Origin of the sequence: Pedobacter sp. MR2016-19 (assembly GCF_014947265.1) — a bacterium.
GTDB lineage: Bacteria > Bacteroidota > Bacteroidia > Sphingobacteriales > Sphingobacteriaceae > Pedobacter.
Genome location: NZ_JADCNK010000018.1, coordinates 72,893 through 90,970 on the forward strand (window position 1 = coordinate 72,893; position 18,078 = coordinate 90,970).

15 protein-coding genes are annotated in these 18,078 nt (G+C 37.4%); 4 read left to right on the forward strand and 11 right to left on the reverse strand.

The window, feature by feature from the left end:
- Positions 1–49 precede the first annotated feature (49 nt).
- The 7 genes from atpA to IM793_RS19330 all read right to left on the reverse strand — a co-directional run bounded on the left by atpA (position 50) and on the right by IM793_RS19330 (position 5,200).
- A complete protein-coding gene (gene atpA / locus IM793_RS19300) occupies positions 50–1,624 on the reverse strand; it encodes a F0F1 ATP synthase subunit alpha (RefSeq protein ID WP_193424190.1) in 1,575 nt (524 codons plus the stop codon).
- Positions 1,625–1,759: 135 nt separating this feature from the next.
- Positions 1,760–2,299 (reverse strand): ATP synthase F1 subunit delta, encoded by a 540-nt coding sequence (gene atpH / locus IM793_RS19305; protein WP_193424191.1) that lies wholly within the window; start codon positions 2,297–2,299, stop codon positions 1,760–1,762.
- 92 nt (positions 2,300–2,391) lie between these two features.
- Positions 2,392–2,886 (reverse strand): F0F1 ATP synthase subunit B, encoded by a 495-nt coding sequence (locus IM793_RS19310; protein WP_121284033.1) that lies wholly within the window; start codon positions 2,884–2,886, stop codon positions 2,392–2,394.
- A gap of 89 nt (positions 2,887–2,975) precedes the next feature.
- Complete coding sequence (gene atpE, locus IM793_RS19315; protein ID WP_133260945.1) at positions 2,976–3,188, reverse strand: ATP synthase F0 subunit C; 213 nt, start codon at positions 3,186–3,188, stop codon at positions 2,976–2,978.
- Between the two features lie 41 nt (positions 3,189–3,229).
- A complete protein-coding gene (gene atpB / locus IM793_RS19320) occupies positions 3,230–4,363 on the reverse strand; it encodes a F0F1 ATP synthase subunit A (RefSeq protein WP_193424192.1) in 1,134 nt (377 codons plus the stop codon).
- Positions 4,364–4,377: 14 nt separating this feature from the next.
- Positions 4,378–4,767, reverse strand: coding sequence for a hypothetical protein (locus tag IM793_RS19325; protein ID WP_227256322.1), 390 nt, complete (start codon positions 4,765–4,767; stop codon positions 4,378–4,380).
- Positions 4,768–4,978: 211 nt separating this feature from the next.
- Positions 4,979–5,200, reverse strand: a complete 222-nt coding sequence (locus IM793_RS19330) for an AtpZ/AtpI family protein (protein WP_193424193.1) — start codon at positions 5,198–5,200, stop codon at positions 4,979–4,981.
- Positions 5,201–5,310: 110 nt separating this feature from the next.
- Here IM793_RS19330 and IM793_RS19335 point away from each other — a divergent pair, with 110 nt between their 5' ends.
- The 4 genes from IM793_RS19335 to uvrC all read left to right on the forward strand — a co-directional run bounded on the left by IM793_RS19335 (position 5,311) and on the right by uvrC (position 13,074).
- Complete coding sequence (locus tag IM793_RS19335) at positions 5,311–8,073, forward strand: gliding motility protein (protein WP_193424194.1); 2,763 nt, start codon at positions 5,311–5,313, stop codon at positions 8,071–8,073.
- An 11-nt stretch (positions 8,074–8,084) separates the two neighbouring features.
- Positions 8,085–8,813, forward strand: a complete 729-nt coding sequence (locus tag IM793_RS19340) for a hypothetical protein (protein ID WP_193424195.1) — start codon at positions 8,085–8,087, stop codon at positions 8,811–8,813.
- Between the two features lie 44 nt (positions 8,814–8,857).
- A complete protein-coding gene (locus IM793_RS19345) occupies positions 8,858–11,077 on the forward strand; it encodes a transglycosylase domain-containing protein (RefSeq protein ID WP_193424196.1) in 2,220 nt (739 codons plus the stop codon).
- A 194-nt stretch (positions 11,078–11,271) separates the two neighbouring features.
- Positions 11,272–13,074, forward strand: coding sequence for an excinuclease ABC subunit UvrC (gene uvrC / locus IM793_RS19350; RefSeq protein WP_193424197.1), 1,803 nt, complete (start codon positions 11,272–11,274; stop codon positions 13,072–13,074).
- 296 nt (positions 13,075–13,370) lie between these two features.
- On the opposite strand, the gene IM793_RS19355 is transcribed toward uvrC, so the two are convergent.
- The 4 genes from IM793_RS19355 to gldL all read right to left on the reverse strand — a co-directional run bounded on the left by IM793_RS19355 (position 13,371) and on the right by gldL (position 18,046).
- A complete protein-coding gene (locus tag IM793_RS19355) occupies positions 13,371–14,480 on the reverse strand; it encodes a serine hydrolase (protein WP_193424198.1) in 1,110 nt (369 codons plus the stop codon).
- 267 nt (positions 14,481–14,747) lie between these two features.
- The gene (gene gldN, locus IM793_RS19360; protein WP_193424199.1) at positions 14,748–15,659 is read right to left on the reverse strand and encodes a gliding motility protein GldN; all 912 of its coding nucleotides are present in this window, start codon (positions 15,657–15,659) and stop codon (positions 14,748–14,750) included.
- 7 nt (positions 15,660–15,666) lie between these two features.
- The gene (gene gldM / locus IM793_RS19365; RefSeq protein ID WP_193424200.1) at positions 15,667–17,199 is read right to left on the reverse strand and encodes a gliding motility protein GldM; all 1,533 of its coding nucleotides are present in this window, start codon (positions 17,197–17,199) and stop codon (positions 15,667–15,669) included.
- 40 nt (positions 17,200–17,239) lie between these two features.
- Positions 17,240–18,046, reverse strand: coding sequence for a gliding motility protein GldL (gene gldL / locus IM793_RS19370; protein WP_193424201.1), 807 nt, complete (start codon positions 18,044–18,046; stop codon positions 17,240–17,242).
- Positions 18,047–18,078 lie beyond the last annotated feature (32 nt).

Sequence of the window (18,078 nt, forward strand, 5' to 3'; positions counted from 1 at the left end):
TGGATTCATTTATCTGTCTTGCTACTTGATACTCGCTACTTGTATCTAATTAATATTTACTTGAAATCTCTTTTGCTACAGTATCTAAAACACCGGTAATGGTATCATCAAATTTACCAGCTTTTAATGCCGCTAAAGTTTCTGGATGACGCATCTCCAATTGAGTTAAATATTCTGTTTCGAATTCCTTTACTTTATCTACTGGTACGCTACGCATTAAGTTTTTAGTACCAGCGTAAACAATTGCAACTTGTTTCTCAACAGTAAAAGGTGTAAACTGTGCTTGTTTCAACATTTGTACGTTACGTGCACCTTTATCTAAAACCGATTTGGTTGCAGCATCTAAATCAGAACCGAATTTAGAGAAAGCCTCTAACTCGCGGTATTGAGCCTGATCTAATTTTAAAGTACCTGCTACTTTTTTCATCGATTTAATCTGCGCATTACCACCCACACGTGATACCGAGATACCTACGTTAATTGCCGGACGGATACCTGAGTTGAACAAATTCGACTCTAAGAAGATCTGACCATCAGTAATCGAAATTACGTTGGTTGGGATATACGCTGATACGTCACCTGCCTGAGTTTCGATAATTGGTAAAGCTGTTAATGAACCACCACCTTTAACGATATGTCTGATTGATTCAGGTAAATCGTTCATTGCTTTAGCGATATCATCGTTAGCATTGATTTTCGCAGCTCTTTCTAACAAACGACTGTGTAAGTAGAAAACGTCACCTGGATAAGCTTCACGACCCGGTGGACGACGAAGTAACAGAGATACCTCACGGTAAGCAACTGCCTGTTTAGATAAATCATCATAAACAATTAAAGCTGGTCTACCTGTATCACGGAAAAACTCACCAATTGCAGCACCTGCAAACGGAGCATAAAACTGCATTGGAGCAGGATCTGCAGCCGAAGCAGCAACAACAACTGTATATGGTAAAGCGCCGTTTTCTTCTAATGTACGTACAATGTTAGCAACGGTAGAGTTTTTCTGACCGATAGCAACATAAATACAGAACACTGGCTGGCCTGCTTCATAAAATTCTTTTTGATTGATAATGGTATCAATACAAACGGCAGTTTTACCAATCTGACGGTCGCCAATAACCAACTCACGCTGACCACGACCGATTGGAATCATTGCATCGATTGCTTTAATACCAGTTTGTAAAGGCTCATTTACCGGCTGACGGTAAATTACACCTGGTGCTTTACGCTCTAAAGGCATTTCGTAAGTTTCACCCAAGATCGGACCTTTACCATCTAAAGGCTCACCTAAAGTGTTCACTACGCGGCCAAGCATACCTTCACCAACTTTAATAGAGGCAATTTTTTTGGTACGTTTAATCGTATCACCTTCTTTGATCTCGTCTGAAGCACCCAAAAGTACCACACCAACGTTATCTTCTTCAAGGTTTAATACAATACCTTGTAAGCCGTTTGCAAATTCAACTAACTCTCCCGATTGAACTTTAGTTAAACCGTAAACACGGGCAATACCGTCGCCCACTTGCAACACGGTACCAACTTCTTCCAGTTCGGTTTCTGATTTGAAGCCCGCCAATTGCTGTCTGATAATTGCCGATACTTCGTCTGGTCTTACCTCTACCATAATTTTACTTTATATCTTTTTGTAAATGTTTAGTGCTTAGCGCATGGCGCTTGGCATTTATTTGCCATCCGCTTATCGCAATATTTTTTTTGTTTGGCGTTTGCCGTTTTACGCTATACGCTTATCGCCTCGCGCTTACTGCGCAAATTCTTTTTTCAGTTTACTTAAACCGCTGGCAATACTTGCATCGAATTGCTTATCTCCAACTTTTAATATAAAACCACCAATTAGCTTCTCGTTAATTTTTTCGTTAACAATAACCTGGTTGGCGCCTAATTCTTTTTTTACAATCGCTATAATCTGTTCTTTAGCCTCCAGGTTTAAAGTAGATGCAGTAGTTACATCAGCAGTAACAATACCTTTAATTAAATTATATTGTTGTATAAACTGTTTTGCTGTGGCAAATAAAATCGCAGAACGACCTTTGCTCACCACAATCTTGAAAAACGAGATGGTTAGTTTGCTTACTTTATCTGCAAAAATTCCGTTTAAAATACCAGTTTTCTTATCTAAAGGTACAATCGGGTTTTTTAATATTGCTTCTAGTTCAGGGGTTTCATCAACCACTTTTTCAAACAAAACCATATCATTATAAGAAGTTTCTAAGTCGTTGTTTTCAACGGCTAAGTCTATTAATGATTTGGCGTATCTGCCTGCAACTTTAATTTCTGACATATTCTTAGGTGTGAGACCGGAGACGTGAGATGTGAGAATTAGCGTTACCACCCTATCTCATATCTAATATCTCAAATCTAGTATCTCAAATTCTAGTTTAATTCAACGTCTTTTAACAAGTTTGCGACTAAAGCTTCCTGCTTGGTTTTATCATCTAACTGAGTACGTAAAACACGTTCTGCAATTTCTAATGATAAAGAGGAAACCTGGTCTTTAACTTCAGCTAAAGCGGCTTTCTTTTGGTTTTCGATTTCGATTTTAGCTTTCTCAATCAATTTAGCACCTTCTACCTGAGCTTGTTTTTTAGCTTCGTTCAAGATACCATCTTTCAAGGTTTTAGCTTCCTTTAAAATCTCGTCGCGTTCTGCACGGGCCTGTTGCATCAAATCCTGATTCTGGCTGGTTAAACGAGCCATTTCTTGTTTGGCTAATTCAGCTTTGTTAAGGGCCTCATCAATGCTTTGCTCACGTTCGTGAATTGCACCTAAAATAGGTTTCCATGCAAATTTTCTAAGTAGGATCAATAAGCAGATGAATGCTAACGATGTCCAAAAAACCAATCCTATGCTTGGGGTTACTAAATCCATTTTTTATCTAATTTTTAAAAACAATCTTTTTAATAAGGCAGGGTAAATAACCAATCGTTAAATACCCAACCTAATTTCTTCAGTGCTTATTAACCGTTTAAGCCTAATAATGCAACTACCACACCGAATAAAGCAACACCCTCAATAAGGGCAGCAGCGATAATCATTGCAGTCTGAATTTTTGATGCAGCTTCTGGTTGACGAGCAATACCTTCCATTGCTTTACCACCTACTTGACCGATACCGATACCTGCACCGATTACTGCTAAACCGGCACCAATTGCCGCGATTGAACCTACCATAACTAATTTAATTTATATTAATTGTAAAAAATAGTTTTCTATTAATGATGCTCTTCTACTGCCATACCAATAAATAAGGCCGTTAATAATGTGAAAATAAAGGCCTGTAAAAACGCAACCAACAGTTCCAGTACATCCATAAATATTACGAATGCTACCGAAACAGGTGCAATAGCCAATGTTTCGAAAATAAAGATTAAGGAAATTAAACTTAATACGATAATGTGTCCAGCAGTCATGTTCGCAAACAAACGTACCATCAAAGCAAACGGCTTTGAAATAACCCCTACAACCTCAACTACAACCATTAAAGGCCATAACCAAAATGGAACATCTGGTAAAAATATGTGCTTCCAATAATATTTATTACCATTGATGTTAACAATAATTAAAGTTCCTAAGGCCATTACAAAAGTTAAAGCAATATTACCTGTAACGTTCGCACTGCCAGGAAAAATTGGCACCAAACCTAATAAGTTATTAAAAAGAAGAAAGAAGAATGTAGTTAACAAATACGGCATAAACTTTGCATATTTATGACCAATGTTCGGCTTAGCAATGTCATCTCTCACAAAAAGCACAATAGGCTCAATAAAAGACTGCAAACCCTTTGGAGCTTTACCAACGCGTTTTTTATATGATGATGCTACTGTAATAAATACGATAAGGATTACCAAAATGGCCACAAACATTGCTGCAACATTTTTAGTGATGGAGAAATCTAAAACAGATTTACTTGCTTCTTCATCAACTTTACCATCAGCAGCAACCACTTTAATATGATCTTCTTCTAAACGATAGTTATTGTATTTACCGTTATAATCGTGTTCGCCGTGGTGAAAATTCGCAGATGAGAAAACTTCTAAACCATTAGGCGTATACAAAATTACCGGAAGAGGTAATGAAGTATGCCCCCAAAGATGCCACATGTGCGAATCGGCAATATGTTCCATAATTACTTTGGTAGGCTCGAATTTTTCTTTACCATGATTGGCCTCGGCTCCATGCTCGCCAGAAACAGCGTGAGCAGACTCCGCAACAGTACTATCTATAGGTACAACAGCGCTATCAACCTGAGCGAAAGTATCAATTTTGATAGATAAAAACGCGATTAAAAGCGTAAAAACAATAGTTAGCCTTTTAACTTTAGACACAAAAACTCGGTTACAATCCATTTATTGGCAGTTTTTTACTTTAAATTTTGGTGGCGCAAGTTACGTAACAAACAGTAAACTTCAAAGACCGTAAACAATAAATATAAAGAAAAAAAATTAAGCAGAAATACAAGCCCAATTCCCTTTGCTTTTATACTGTAAATCAACACAAAAGCCATACAAAAAATCATCTTCACTGCAATTGATCCCATAATGGCCATAATACCCACTTCAGGATCACGTTTTACACCAATATCAACAAGCATGTAAGCGATGTAAGTGATACCGGCCAAAAAGCCAAACATCACCCAAAAGTTGTTTACAAAAAGCTGTTTATCGGGAAATAATAAAGGTAAAACGGCAATAACGCCTATTAATAAGCCTACGAAGATGAAATAGATACTGGTAAATTTGGCTAGAGTCAATGGAATAATTTCTTAGCATATAAAAACTTTTGCAAAGATAAGGTTTTTAGTATCAAGTAACTAGTTAGAAAGAGAATTATTGTGTAGATTGGTTAACCGTTTCAACTGGATAATCGGTTAACTGAGGTAAATACCCTATTGCTGAATTGTTAAATTGATTAATTGTTGGCTGCATCTTGTTCAACAATCTAACAATAAAGCCATTTAGCAATTATTTAGTCGCCTGCCTAATGGCCTGATACAACGCAATCCCCACTCCTGCCAAAGCAAAAGCCGCAGTAATTAGATTAGTTTTGCTGTTTCTGTGTTCATCAATTTTATAACCAATAAAAGTAAGGAGACCTATGGTGGCGATCATCTGGAAGCCGATAGCAGAATATTTAGCAGCTGCGTTTACCTTTTTATTTGTATTTTCTTCTTTCGGATTTTCCATTTTTTAATGCAATAATTAAATTAACTTTGAATAATTAAACATTTGTTGCCAAATAAATATTTTTCTACATATATTGTTTATTGTATATCAACCTAAGAGATTTATCATACTTGAAAAATTACGCTAACAAAAACTTAAATCCCTTCTTCATCTTTTTAAGTGTCCTCCTTGCATATGGCTGTGTCGCGAATAAAGATACAACGGTAGATCGCAGGTTTCAGAACTTAACAGCAAAATACAACTATATCTATAACTCCAATGTTTTACTAAGCGAGTACAATGAGAGCCTGTTACAAAGTTATGCAGATAATTACGAAAAAATCCTGCCTGTTTACCTCGATCCTGAGCCACAAATAAATCTGGTTTTAACGCCTGGTGTTGCTAATAAACAATTGGACGATGTGATCACAAAAGGACAAACCATTATCAACGATAAAAGTTTTAGTAACTATATTGATGATGCCTATATGCTTTTAGGCAAGGCAAATTATTTAAAAGGAAATTATTTTATCGCTTCTGAATACTTCGATTATACGGCAAAAACCTATAATAATGATTTAAAAACATTTATTATGGCGATGAACTGGAAAGCGCGTAGCCAAATGCAGTTGAACAATATGGTACTGGCCGATAAAATTATTGACACCATGTTGCGTGCTTCTGATGAATTAAAAAAGGATCTGGCAGAACCTTTGGCTACAGCCGCCCAGATGCGTATTTATCAGAAACGTAATAAAGAAGCCATCTTATTTTTAGAATCGGCAATTGCACTTCCAGCTGAAAAACAGCTTCGTATCCGTTGGCGTTTTATATTGGCGCAGTTGCAGGAAAAAGAGAAAAATCTTCAGGATGCCTACGCTAACTTCACTAAGGTAGAGAAAAGCAATGCCCCTTTTGAAATGTATTTTCATGCCAATTTAAACCGCATTAAGCTGAAAGCATTATTAAGTGGCGTTAAGCTAAATAAAGAGGAACAGCTTTTAGCATTACTTAAAGACGATAAAAATTTTGACTATACCGATCAGATCTATTATCAGGTTGGAGAACTTTTCTCTGCTGAAGTAAATTTTGTAAAGGCCGAAGAGAATTACCACAAGTCAGTTTTAAAAAGCACAAGAAACCAAACTCAAAAGGCGTTATCTTACTTAAGAATTGCAGATTTAAACTTTAAAGAGTTTAACAACTACATTAAAGCGAAACTGTATTACGATAGTACGGTAATGATTTTACCTAAAAACTTTCCTGATTACGAAAATATTGTTAGAAAGGCCAACAATCTTCAATATTTAACAGATAGGTACACCATTATCAGTAAAGAAGATACCGCTCAGGCCATTGCTAAACTTCCTGCCGACCAACGCGAGGCAAAGGTAAAGGCTTATTTAACACCAAAGGTGGAGGTGGTAAATACCGGAGCTGTAATTAGCAACCAGTATTTAAACGACCCGGATTTCCCTAATCAATCACTAAATGCTTCGAATAATGTTACTGGAAATACTTTTTATTTCAATAATAATGCAGCAATAAGCAATGGCTTTGGTGACTTCAAAAAACGTTGGGGTAACAGGCAGCTGGAAGACAACTGGCGCCAGAGTGTACGTTCATCTGCACAGGAAACCAACCAGGTTTTAGCTGGCGGAAAGGTAGCTACAGAAATTATACCTGCAAATGGGCAAACCAATGCGACTGCCTCCGACCAAACTTCATTAGAAAAGCAGTTTTTGGATGCTTTACCTACTACACAGCCGCTATTGGCAATATCCGACCAAAAAATTATTGATGCTTATTTTGAAATCGCCAGTTTTTACCAACAGGAACTGAACGATAAACCAGAGGCCAATAAAATATACCTGGAACTGATCAAAAGATATCCTGAAAATAATCACCTCGTAGCCATTTATTACAGTCTTTACCTCAATTATAAAGGTTTAGATGAAGCAAAATCTGATCAATACAAACAATTGGTGCTTACAAAATTCCCTGAATCTAACTTTGCGAAAAATATTTTAGACCCAACCTATTCTGCAAAGCAAACACAGATGGAAAACATTGCCATCAACAATTACAATGCAGCTTTTGATGCTTATGCAAGAAAAGATTATACCAATGTAGTAAAGCAGGCTAATGATAATATTTCAGCTTTCCCAAATAACGATCTGGCACCGCAGTATGCTTATTTAAAGGCAATAGCAGTTGGCCGTACCGCAAAAGCTGATGCCTTATTGACTGAATTTAACCTGATTACCACCAATTATCCAAACGATAAAATTATTACACCATTGGTTCGTGATCATTTAAAATACATCGAGGCCAATCTGGATGAATTTAAACAAAGGCCGGTTGCCCTTATTGATTTTGATGCAAATGAACCCCGTTTTGTTAGTCAGGCCGCCCCGGTTGCTGTTCCAACAAAACCTTTGGTAGTTGAAAATCCTGTAGCAAAAAAGGCTGAACCAACTCCTGTCGTCAAACCTATGGAGGTTAAACCAGTTGATCCAACCAAACCTGTCAGCATTTTCAGTGCTGCAAAATCAGAAGAGTATTATTATGTAATCGATGTGGCAGATGCCACTTTAACCCTAAGTTCATCGCGTTTCGGGATCGGTCAGTTTAACCGCGGAAATTATCCCGACAACGATTTGGAACATAAATTGGTAGAACTGGATAACGATCAGTTGATTTACATTACAAGTTTTATCGACCTTGAAGATGCTAAAATTTACGAATCGAGCATTACAGGCCAGCTAAAGAACATTATGAAGGTTCCGGCCAACCTGTATAAGGCTTTTATCATTAGTAAAGAGAATTTTGGTAAGCTTACCGATAGACAGCGGATTAATGAATATTTGGAGTTTTTAAAAGACAATTACTAAAAAAAAAAAACATGAAACTGTTTTTTATTTCAGTGCTGTTCATTACGGTTGTTTGCTCTTGTAAGTTTGCTGAAGATGAAAAAAACAGCGGGAATAAAAGTGTAAAACCAGCATTAAAGATTAGGTATCTCCACGAAAAAGACCCGGATTTTAACCTGCTTAATAATTCCATTGTAAATATTGGCAAAGGAAAAACAAAATTATTGATCGATGTTAGGACTAAGTCTTTGGAGCATTATATTTTTGCATTCAAAGAAAACATCATCAAAATAAGTAATTATGGTGGCGATAGTGTGGATGTATATGGTTTAGACAATAAACCGGTGAGAAAGGATTACGTTGAGCCGGTTTCCGATACCACAAAAATGCTAAGTGCGTTTATAATTAAAGAACAAAACAATAAATACATAAAAAAGTGCACTTTCCAAGATTCGGGTAGCGAACTTTATTATCCTACCTTTGAATATAAATATTGCCTGGCAGATGATATAGACAATGACGGACAGCCCGAATTCTATTTAACTTATTTTGGTGAAAGTGACGGATTAGATGCAAAACCATTAAAAGTGATTACCTATTATCATTTCAAGAAGGTAAAAGCAACAGCATATTATCCGGCAGGGAATGAAGAAGATGAATATTATATAGATTACGACAAAAACTGGAAAACACTGCCAAAAATAATTCAGAAAAAAGTAAACCATATTTTGGAATCGCGGAAGAGTGAAACAAAACTATGACTTAATGAATTATAACAACAAATATATTAACCTTATTTATTAAAATGAACAAATCCCTTTCTGCACAAGAAACAAAAAGATATAGTCTACTCATCTGGAAAATACTGATCGGCGGAATTGCGCTCTTCGCTATTTTCATTTCGATGATCGGATTAGGTCTGTTTGGTGCACTACCCTCTTTCAGAGACATAGAACACCCGAAAAGCAATCAGGCTTCCGAAATTATTGCCGAAGATGGTCGTCCCTTAGGCACTTATTTTGTTCAGAACAGATCGAATGTTACTTATAAAGACATTTCTGAAAATGTAATTAACGGATTAATTGCGACAGAAGATACCCGTTTTAAAGAGCATTCGGGCATAGATTTTAAACGTACTTTCACCATTATCGGCTATAATTTAATCGGCAAAAAACAAGGTGCTAGTACCATTACTCAACAATTGGCTAAAAATCTCTTTCCAAGAGAATCAAACTTAAATTTTTTCTCCCTGGTATTAACCAAATTTAAAGAGTGGATTGTTGCCGTTAAACTGGAACGCAACTATACCAAAGAAGAAATTATAACCATGTATTTAAATACGGTCGATTTTGGTAACCAGGCTTATGGCATTAAATCAGCAGCCAGGGTTTATTTCAATACCACTCCTGATAAGTTAACCTTAACACAGGCGGCAACTTTAGTGGGCATGCAAAAAGGAATTACCATGTATTCACCAACCCGCCATCCTGAGCGTTCAAGAGACCGTAGAAATACTGTAATGGCTTTGATGGTCAAAGCTGAGCTCTTAACCCAGACGGAATTTGATGAACAAAAAGATAAACCGCTCAACCTGCATTTTAATGCCGCAACTGTTAATGATGGTATTGCACCATACTTCCGTTCGGTATTGAAAAATGACATCAAAAACATTTTTCAGGAGCAGTCGATTACTAAACCGGATGGTACACCTTACGATTTAGACCGCGATGGTTTGAAAATTTATACCACATTAAATTATGACATGCAGGTATACGCCGAGGAAGCACAAAAAGAATATATGAAAGTGCTACAAGCACAGTTTATCGCCAGCTGGAAAGGCAGAAATCCTTTTAAGGATAAAGCTTTACAGATTGAGCAGGGCGTTAAAAGATCAGACCGTTATAAATCGTTAAAACTGGAAGGTAAATCAGACGATGAAATTAAAGATGATTTCAACACCAAAACAGAAATGACCATTTTTACCTGGAAAGGTAACATCGATACCATAATGAAACCGATCGATTCGGTACGTTATTACAAAATGCTTTTGCGTAATGCCATGATGACGATGGACCCAACCAATGGACATGTGAAAGCATGGGTAGGTGGAATTAATTACGAACACTTTAAATACGATCAGGTTAAAATGGGAACCCGCCAAGTCGGTTCAACAGCAAAACCATTTACCTATGCAGTAGCCATTGAAAATGGCTATTCACCTTGTTACACCGTACCAAATGTTCCGGTAACTATAGACGGTTACGGTGAACCGTGGACGCCAAGAAATTCAGGCAAACCACTACCAGGCAGCATTACTTTACAAAAAGCACTGGCTTACTCGCAAAACTTTGTTACCGCTTATTTAATGAAACAGGTTGGTCCTGTGGCGGTATCTACATTAGCCACAAAAATGGGGATCCCTAATGTTCCGGCATTTCCATCTATTTGTTTAGGTACGTTCGATTCTTCAGTTTATAATATGGTAGGCGCTTATGGTGCTTTTGCCAATAAAGGCACCTATACCAAGCCGATTTATTTATTGAGAATTGAAGATAAAAACGGTGTGGTGCTATTTTCACAAAAGGAAATACCAAAACCTGTAATGAGCGAAGAAGTTGCTTATGTAATGACCAGAATGCTGAAAGGTGTGGTTACCAACGGAACCGGATCAAGATTGAATTATAAATACAAAGTAAATGCACCGATCGGAGCAAAAACAGGTACTACCCAAAATAACTCCGATGGTTGGTTTATGGCCATTACCCCACAATTGGTAACCGGTATCTGGACAGGTTGTGAAGACAGGGCTTTCCACTTCATTAGCACCAGCCAGGGAGAGGGTGCAAATACTGCTTTACCAATTTTTGCAGGATTTATCAAAAGAGTTTACGCCAATCCAGCATTAAAGATCAGTCATGCTGATTTCGAAGCGCCAAAATCTGGTGTTTCCATTACCTACGATTGCAACCAATACCAGCAACAGGAAGAAGGTGCAACAGAATTGGACGAGAAGTTAGGTTTTTAATGTTTTGGCGGTTGCGTGAAGGATAGCAGTGGAAATCCTTTTGTTGTCGCCTCGAGCGCGGCCGAAAGGCAACAAAAGATTGTAACGGATAGCCTGACCCTTTGCGCAGCTTAGGGACACGCCCAAATTGTAAAATGTTGTACTTCGGGTTCATTTTAATCAAAATTATCTTTCGAATCCTATTTTTGTAAATAATGAGCAGTTTCGACCATAAAACAGCATTAACCGCAATTCCACATAAACCCGGTGTTTACCAGTATTGGGACGCAGATGGAAAGCTCATGTACATTGGTAAAGCGAAAGACCTGCGCAACCGTGTAGGTTCATATTTTAATAGCGATAGAAACCAGTTTAATGGCAAAACAAGAGTATTGGTATCCAAGATCCGGAAGATCACCTTTACCATTGTTGATACGGAAATTGATGCATGGCTACTGGAAAACAGCCTGATTAAAAAACATCAGCCGAAATTCAACATTAACTTAAAAGACGATAAAACCTATCCATGGATTATCGTTAAAAATGAGAACTTTCCCCGCATTTACTGGACACGTAAGGTTATAAAAGATGGCTCCACCTATTTTGGGCCTTATGGCTCGATAGGCATGATGCATACTATTCTGGATCTGATTAAAGAAACCTATCCATTACGTACCTGCAGCCTGCCCTTAACGGAAAAAAATATAGCTGAAGGAAAATTTAAAGTCTGTTTAGAATACCAGATAGGGAACTGTAAAGGGCCTTGCCAAAATTACCAGACTGAAACCGACTACGATAAAAACATAGGTGAGATTAAAGAAATCCTGAATGGTAAAATCGGGAATGTAATCAGGGATGTTAAAGGCATTATTAAGTCAGCATCAGAAAATCTGAACTTCGAACTGGCGCATCAATATGCAAGGAGATTAGAAGTACTGGAAAAATACCAGAGTAAATCTACCGTGGTAAATAGCGCCATTACCAATGTGGATGTGGTGAGCATTGCTTCGGATGAACGTTATGCCTTTGTAAACTACCTAAAGGTGATGAACGGAACAATTATCCAAACACAAACCATTGAGGTTAAAAAGCAGTTGGATGAAAGCGACGACGAGATTTTAACCTTGGCAATGTTAGAGTTCAGAACAAAATTTAATAGCACCTCGAAAGAAATTATTGTTCCTTTCGAACCTTCATTAGAAGATGAAAGTTTAAAATTTACTGTTCCTAAACTGGGCGAAAAGAAGAAACTTTTAGAACTCTCGCAAAAGAATGTACTGTTCTTTAAAAAAGAGAAGCTTAACCAATATGAAAAGCTGAATCCCGATTTACGTACCGACCGGATTTTAAGCACCATGCAGAAAGACCTGCGTTTAACGCAGCTTCCAAAACATATTGAATGTTTTGATAACTCCAATTTTCAGGGGAAGTATCCGGTTTCAGCAATTGTGGTATTTAAAGATGCCAAGCCATCTAAAAAAGACTATCGCCATTTTAATGTGAAAACGGTTGAAGGTCCTAACGATTTCGCGACGATGGAAGAGGCTGTTTTCCGTCGCTACAGGCGAATGTTGGATGAAAACCAGACTTTGCCACAACTTATCATTATTGATGGCGGTAAAGGCCAGCTTTCGTCGGCTGTCAAGAGCTTAAAGTTATTGGGAATAGAAAATAAAGTGACGGTGATCGGTATTGCCAAACGCTTGGAAGAACTGTTCTATCCAGGTGATTCTTACCCCCTGTATTTAGATAAAAAATCGGAAACACTGAAAGTCATTCAACAGCTCCGTGATGAAGCCCACCGCTTCGGAATTACCTTTCACCGCAAGAAACGCGATCAGGGTACACTTAAAACCGAACTGGAACAAATTGAAGGCATTGGTAAAACAACAGCTGATAAACTGTTAACACATTTTAAATCGGTTAAAAAGATTAAAGAGGCTACAGAGAAAGAATTGGCAGAAGTGCTGAACAAAAAACAGATGATTACGCTCCAGGCTTATTTTAATCAGGAATAACTGTGTTAAACTCAATTTTATTTGGGAGCTTATAGATTTTACTGCTTGCCAGATTAATATCATTATATAACACATTAGTTACCGCATATAAAGACTCAGATTATTATTTTGGATTGCACAGTTTGAATCAATATATACCTATCATCCAATCTTTGTTAAGCATTAATAATACCAGCCTCGCTATATCGCGGGTTTAGAATCTCCCATGGTAAGCAGGATGGGTAGATAAAGTAGAATCCACGTATTTAGGTTGAATTTCTTTTTTCCAGTTTTTCATAACTTCACTAAGTAATTGTTCATTTAATTAATAGTTCAGCAATTCTATTATTGAATGCAACTCCCCGTTCGCAATTTGTAAAAAAAACATATCCGTTTTGATTAGCCCTGTTAATTTTAAACCCTGATTGAAAATCTCCATTATTGCCCCCATGTTCATAGATAGTTCCGTACGTAACTGGTTTTATCGCTATTCCCAAACCCCAAGCAGTATCGCCATTAACAATGTAATGTGGTGTAGTTTTGTCTAAAACAACCTGTTGCTTAAACATTTCATTTAGAATGGGCTTAGACAAGCCCTTACCTTTCATTAAACCTATTAGAAATGCGGAAAAATCTAATGCTTCCGTATGCAATCCTGCAGCTGCGTCAAACCATGTTGAATCTTGCTCTGGAAAAGCGGTAGGCCACCCTTTTTTTGTCATCTTGCCATTTGCATGTCCCTGAACTTTATGAGCACTTATATAGTCGTTGCCGCTAAACCATGTATGTGTCATATGCAATGGTTTAGCCACTTCCTTTTGGAAAAGAGGATCCAATGTCTGAATAGATAAGCCGTTTAAATGAGCGACAACCAGCGATAAGTAAAGGTAACCTTCACCAGAATAGGCAAATTGCGTACCCGGGGTAAATTTGAGATATAATTCACCATATTTATAAATGTTTTCATCACGCTTGTCAAAATAACGCCAATTAGGGAATCCTGTAGTATGCGACAATACCATCCGAGCAGTAATTAATTTATAACGGTCATCTTTTTCAATGTCTTTATATGCCATATAACGATATAATGGTGTATCCAGTTCTAGTAGCTTTTTATCAACCATTCTAAGTACGAAATAAGTAAACACAGTTTTAGACATAGATGCTGCCTCAAAGATCGATTGATCATCAACTTTTAATTTGGTCTCTAAATTTGTTACACCATAGGATCTGTGATAAACAACCTTACCCTTATTAATAAGTGCAAATGATAAGCCCGGCATGGCAAGCGAATCCATTTGTTTCCTAATATACTTATCCAAGTATTCGACATTCAGTTTTCTCCCACTTAATGTTTGTAATTGGGAATAGCTCTTAAGAGTGACTATTAATAGTAGCAACAATATAATGGCAGGCAGTTTCTTCATGTTGATTCGACAACCCTTGCTTAGAATTGTTACATCACCAAAATATAAGAATTAGAACTGCTTCCATTATAAATAGGACAACTTAAGATGCTATATTTTAACGAATTGCGCAAGTAATACTATTAAAAATGGTCGTAATTACTGGCTATTCCTGGGATACTGTTCTTTTACTTTTTCACATTAAGTCAACTTGGATGTTAACTTATTTCAGTATAAAATACTGTTACCAAAAAAGCTCCGATTTTCATCGAAGCTTTTTGCAATATTTTAATATTCCCAAAGACCTTGTTCGTAATCGAGAACAGATTTTTTAATTCTTTCTGATTCGTACAACCTTTCCCTGGGATCGCTAATAATGTCTCTGATTTTATTGTCTCCGGGATTTGACTCTTTTACAATATAACTACTGAATAAGCGGCGAATAAAGAAATCATCGAAACTTAATGATGAAGCATCATTATTGGTATTAATCAAACGCTTCTTTGTTAAAATTTCCCTGGCTTCCGGATAGTATACCCAAAACACAGGTTGCCATTGTTTGGAAACCTCGTTGTATTTTAATGGTGCTATACCCACAATACGCGGTTCGAAAATAGAACGCTTGGTATCGAAAATCCAGTCTTCTTTTATTCTGAATTTCAGGAATAACTCTGGGTTAAAATCATTAACAACCGTAGTAACCATTCCGGTTTTATTGTTCGAAACCTCTGCTGTTCCTAAAGCTGATTTAGCTGCAGAATCTGCAGACATTGGATTAAGGAAAGCATCATCTTCGTTTAAGGCACTATCAATTGGCGAGTATGCTGTTAGTTCGTCTTTTTTAATTGCTGCAATCAAAACATCAATTAGTCGTGATTTAGGCGATTTTAAGGCCGAGTTAACCGTATCACGTAAATCAATTTCTCTCCAGATCCTTTTTGCATAAAAAACATCCTCCTCCCTCACATCAGCCAAAGGAACCATTTCAGTACTGTCAATGTCCTTACGGGCATAGAAACCATCTTTAGGTGGTACCTTTAATTTCTTTTTAGCTATTTTAACGGGAGCTTTCACCGTATCTGCTGCAGGAGCAGCAACTATTGGCGCAGCCTTCTTTGGCGCTAATTTGGTCGGCTTTTTTTGTGCAAAAGCAAACGCAGTTAACAAAACTAAAATAGCAATACTTAAAGTCCTTTTCATCTTCTTTTTATTTTACACTAAACGCTAATGAAGGCAAAATTCTTTGACGACCATCTGGTCCTACAGAAACAATATCTTCAAAAAACACCCTTGTTCCAGGCGTAATTGAGTTTATAGCACCTTTAACTGCACCAGCGAAATTTCCACCACTACCAGCAATGGTAACGGCATCGGAACGTGGTTTAATAATTGTTAATTTATAACGTTGTATTTTAAACTTAACATCGAAAGGAAAATCATCCAGATCTGCTTCAATTTCGGTTTCGCTCTTTAACTGTACCGAAGCGATATCGCCACCTGCACGTCCACCAACTTTGGCAACCGGTGCCGGAATGGCTTTCACCCTGAATTTTTGTGAGCCTAAGCTAATGGTTTTGCCAGCGTTATTTGCGGATACATTAATGGATACTTCCTGACCAACCATGCTACCTGGAACGTTTACATTAAAGTTCCCGTTGCCTCCACTCATCGAACCTCCAGAAATGGAAGCACGAACACTTTCCAATGGAAAACCTGCCGCCGATACTGTAAATGGATTAGCAATACCCGCATAAATTACATTCAGTTTTGTTGAAGAAACGGATGCTGATGGTTTTGCGACCTGATAAGTTTGCGGTTGAGTTCTGTATTCCTTTACCTGTCCATCAGTTTGACGAACACGAACAGTACCCACCCAGGTAAATTGACCAACGCTACTGGTGCCGCCTGTATAAGTTCCTTTACCATCTTTAACGGATAATTTACTTCCATTAACGGTAATATCAGGAGTTGATCTAGAATCGCTAGCTGTTAAAAATACTTCAGCGGTATAAGGTTGTCCCTGGATTACATAAGAAGTAGGCGCTACTGCAACTGCTGCAAACTGATCCAAGTTAACTTGCGCTTTATCCATATTTCCAAACAATTTTTTCACAACTTCTGCTTCAGCATTTTTAGTGTCCGTTTGCAGTTTGGTTAAAATAGTCATGGCAGCGGTTAACGGCGTTCCTTCACCGAAGTAAGTTTCTTGCCAATTGCCCTTTCTTTTTCTTTCCGGATCTTTAGCTTCAAGAGAGAAAGAAACATTCGCTCTATCTGCAGGATCTAATAAAGAGATTAATTTCTCTCTAGTCGCATTAATTCGCTTCTTTAGCTCATCAGCTTTCTTTTGATTAATCATGATATTCTGTGCAATATCCTGATTAGATCTATTTACCAAATCCTCAGTTTCAGGATCGATTCCGTCACCTGCCTGAGTAAATTCCTTTTTAATACTTTCAATATAATTATTTAAGTCATCAGCAGCTTTCTGAGCTTCTTTAGCCTTATCATAAATAGGCTGAGCGCGTGCCGGCTCTTCTTTCAACTTCGAATTTTCGAAGGCAGAAAACAGCTGATTAATACTTGTATTTACATTGTTTTTAGATGTATCCAAACTATCGTTGATATTTTTGAATGCATCTAAAATGGTATCTGATACGTTTAAGGCGAGCATGGCTAACAATACCAAATACATGATATTGATCATCCGCTGCCTTGTTGTTTCTTTTCCGCCTGCCATATTTGATGTAGCTTTCTTTAAAAATTAAAAACTAAACAAATTATACACGAGGGCTATTCATAGCCGATAACATATTGCCATAAATTGCATTAAGCGATGACAGGTTTTTAGCCAGCTTATTCACCTCTTCCTTAAACTGTTTAGAATCTTCCATTGATTCGCTAAAGTTCTGCATGGTTAATGATAAGTTTGAATAGAATTCGTTCATCGATTTTAGATGTGCACTCGAATCTTTTAATTCCACTTCGTAAACAGCATTTAAAGCCGATAAGTTCTTAGCCAAATTGTTAACCTGATCGTGGTAAGCCTGAGAATCTACATTGCTTTCGCCCATTGCTTTTAAATTAGCCGTAGCTTTTTCAAAAGATGCACTTAAATTATCAAAACCAGCTGATGCTGTTTTAATCTTACCTGTAAATTCGTTTGTTGCAGTAGATGCATCTGCAACATTAGAAATCGTTGCTACCTTATCACCAAAGGTACGCAAGCCAGCACCCAGGCTTTCGATCAATTCCGGACCAATTTTAGCGTCAGACAACATTTTATCTAAAGCTGCTGTATTGGCTGGTGCAACAGCTGCAACAGGTCTTGCTGAAGCTGTTGGTAATTCTCCTTTAAAATCTTCTTGTAGTTCAGGATAAACTCTTTCCCATGCTGGTTCTGGCTCTGGCGGGAAGAAACCTGTTAAAAAGAATAATAAAGCCTCTACTCCTAGACCAACGCCTATAATTAAATTTGCCCATGATCCACCAAGATGCGTAATTTTAAATAATGCTCCGATAATTACAATACTTGCTCCCCATGAAATCGCTACGTGTAACCAGCCTGGTTGTTTCTTTGCTGCCATAAAGTTTGATGTTTTTCTTTAGTTTTTTTGTT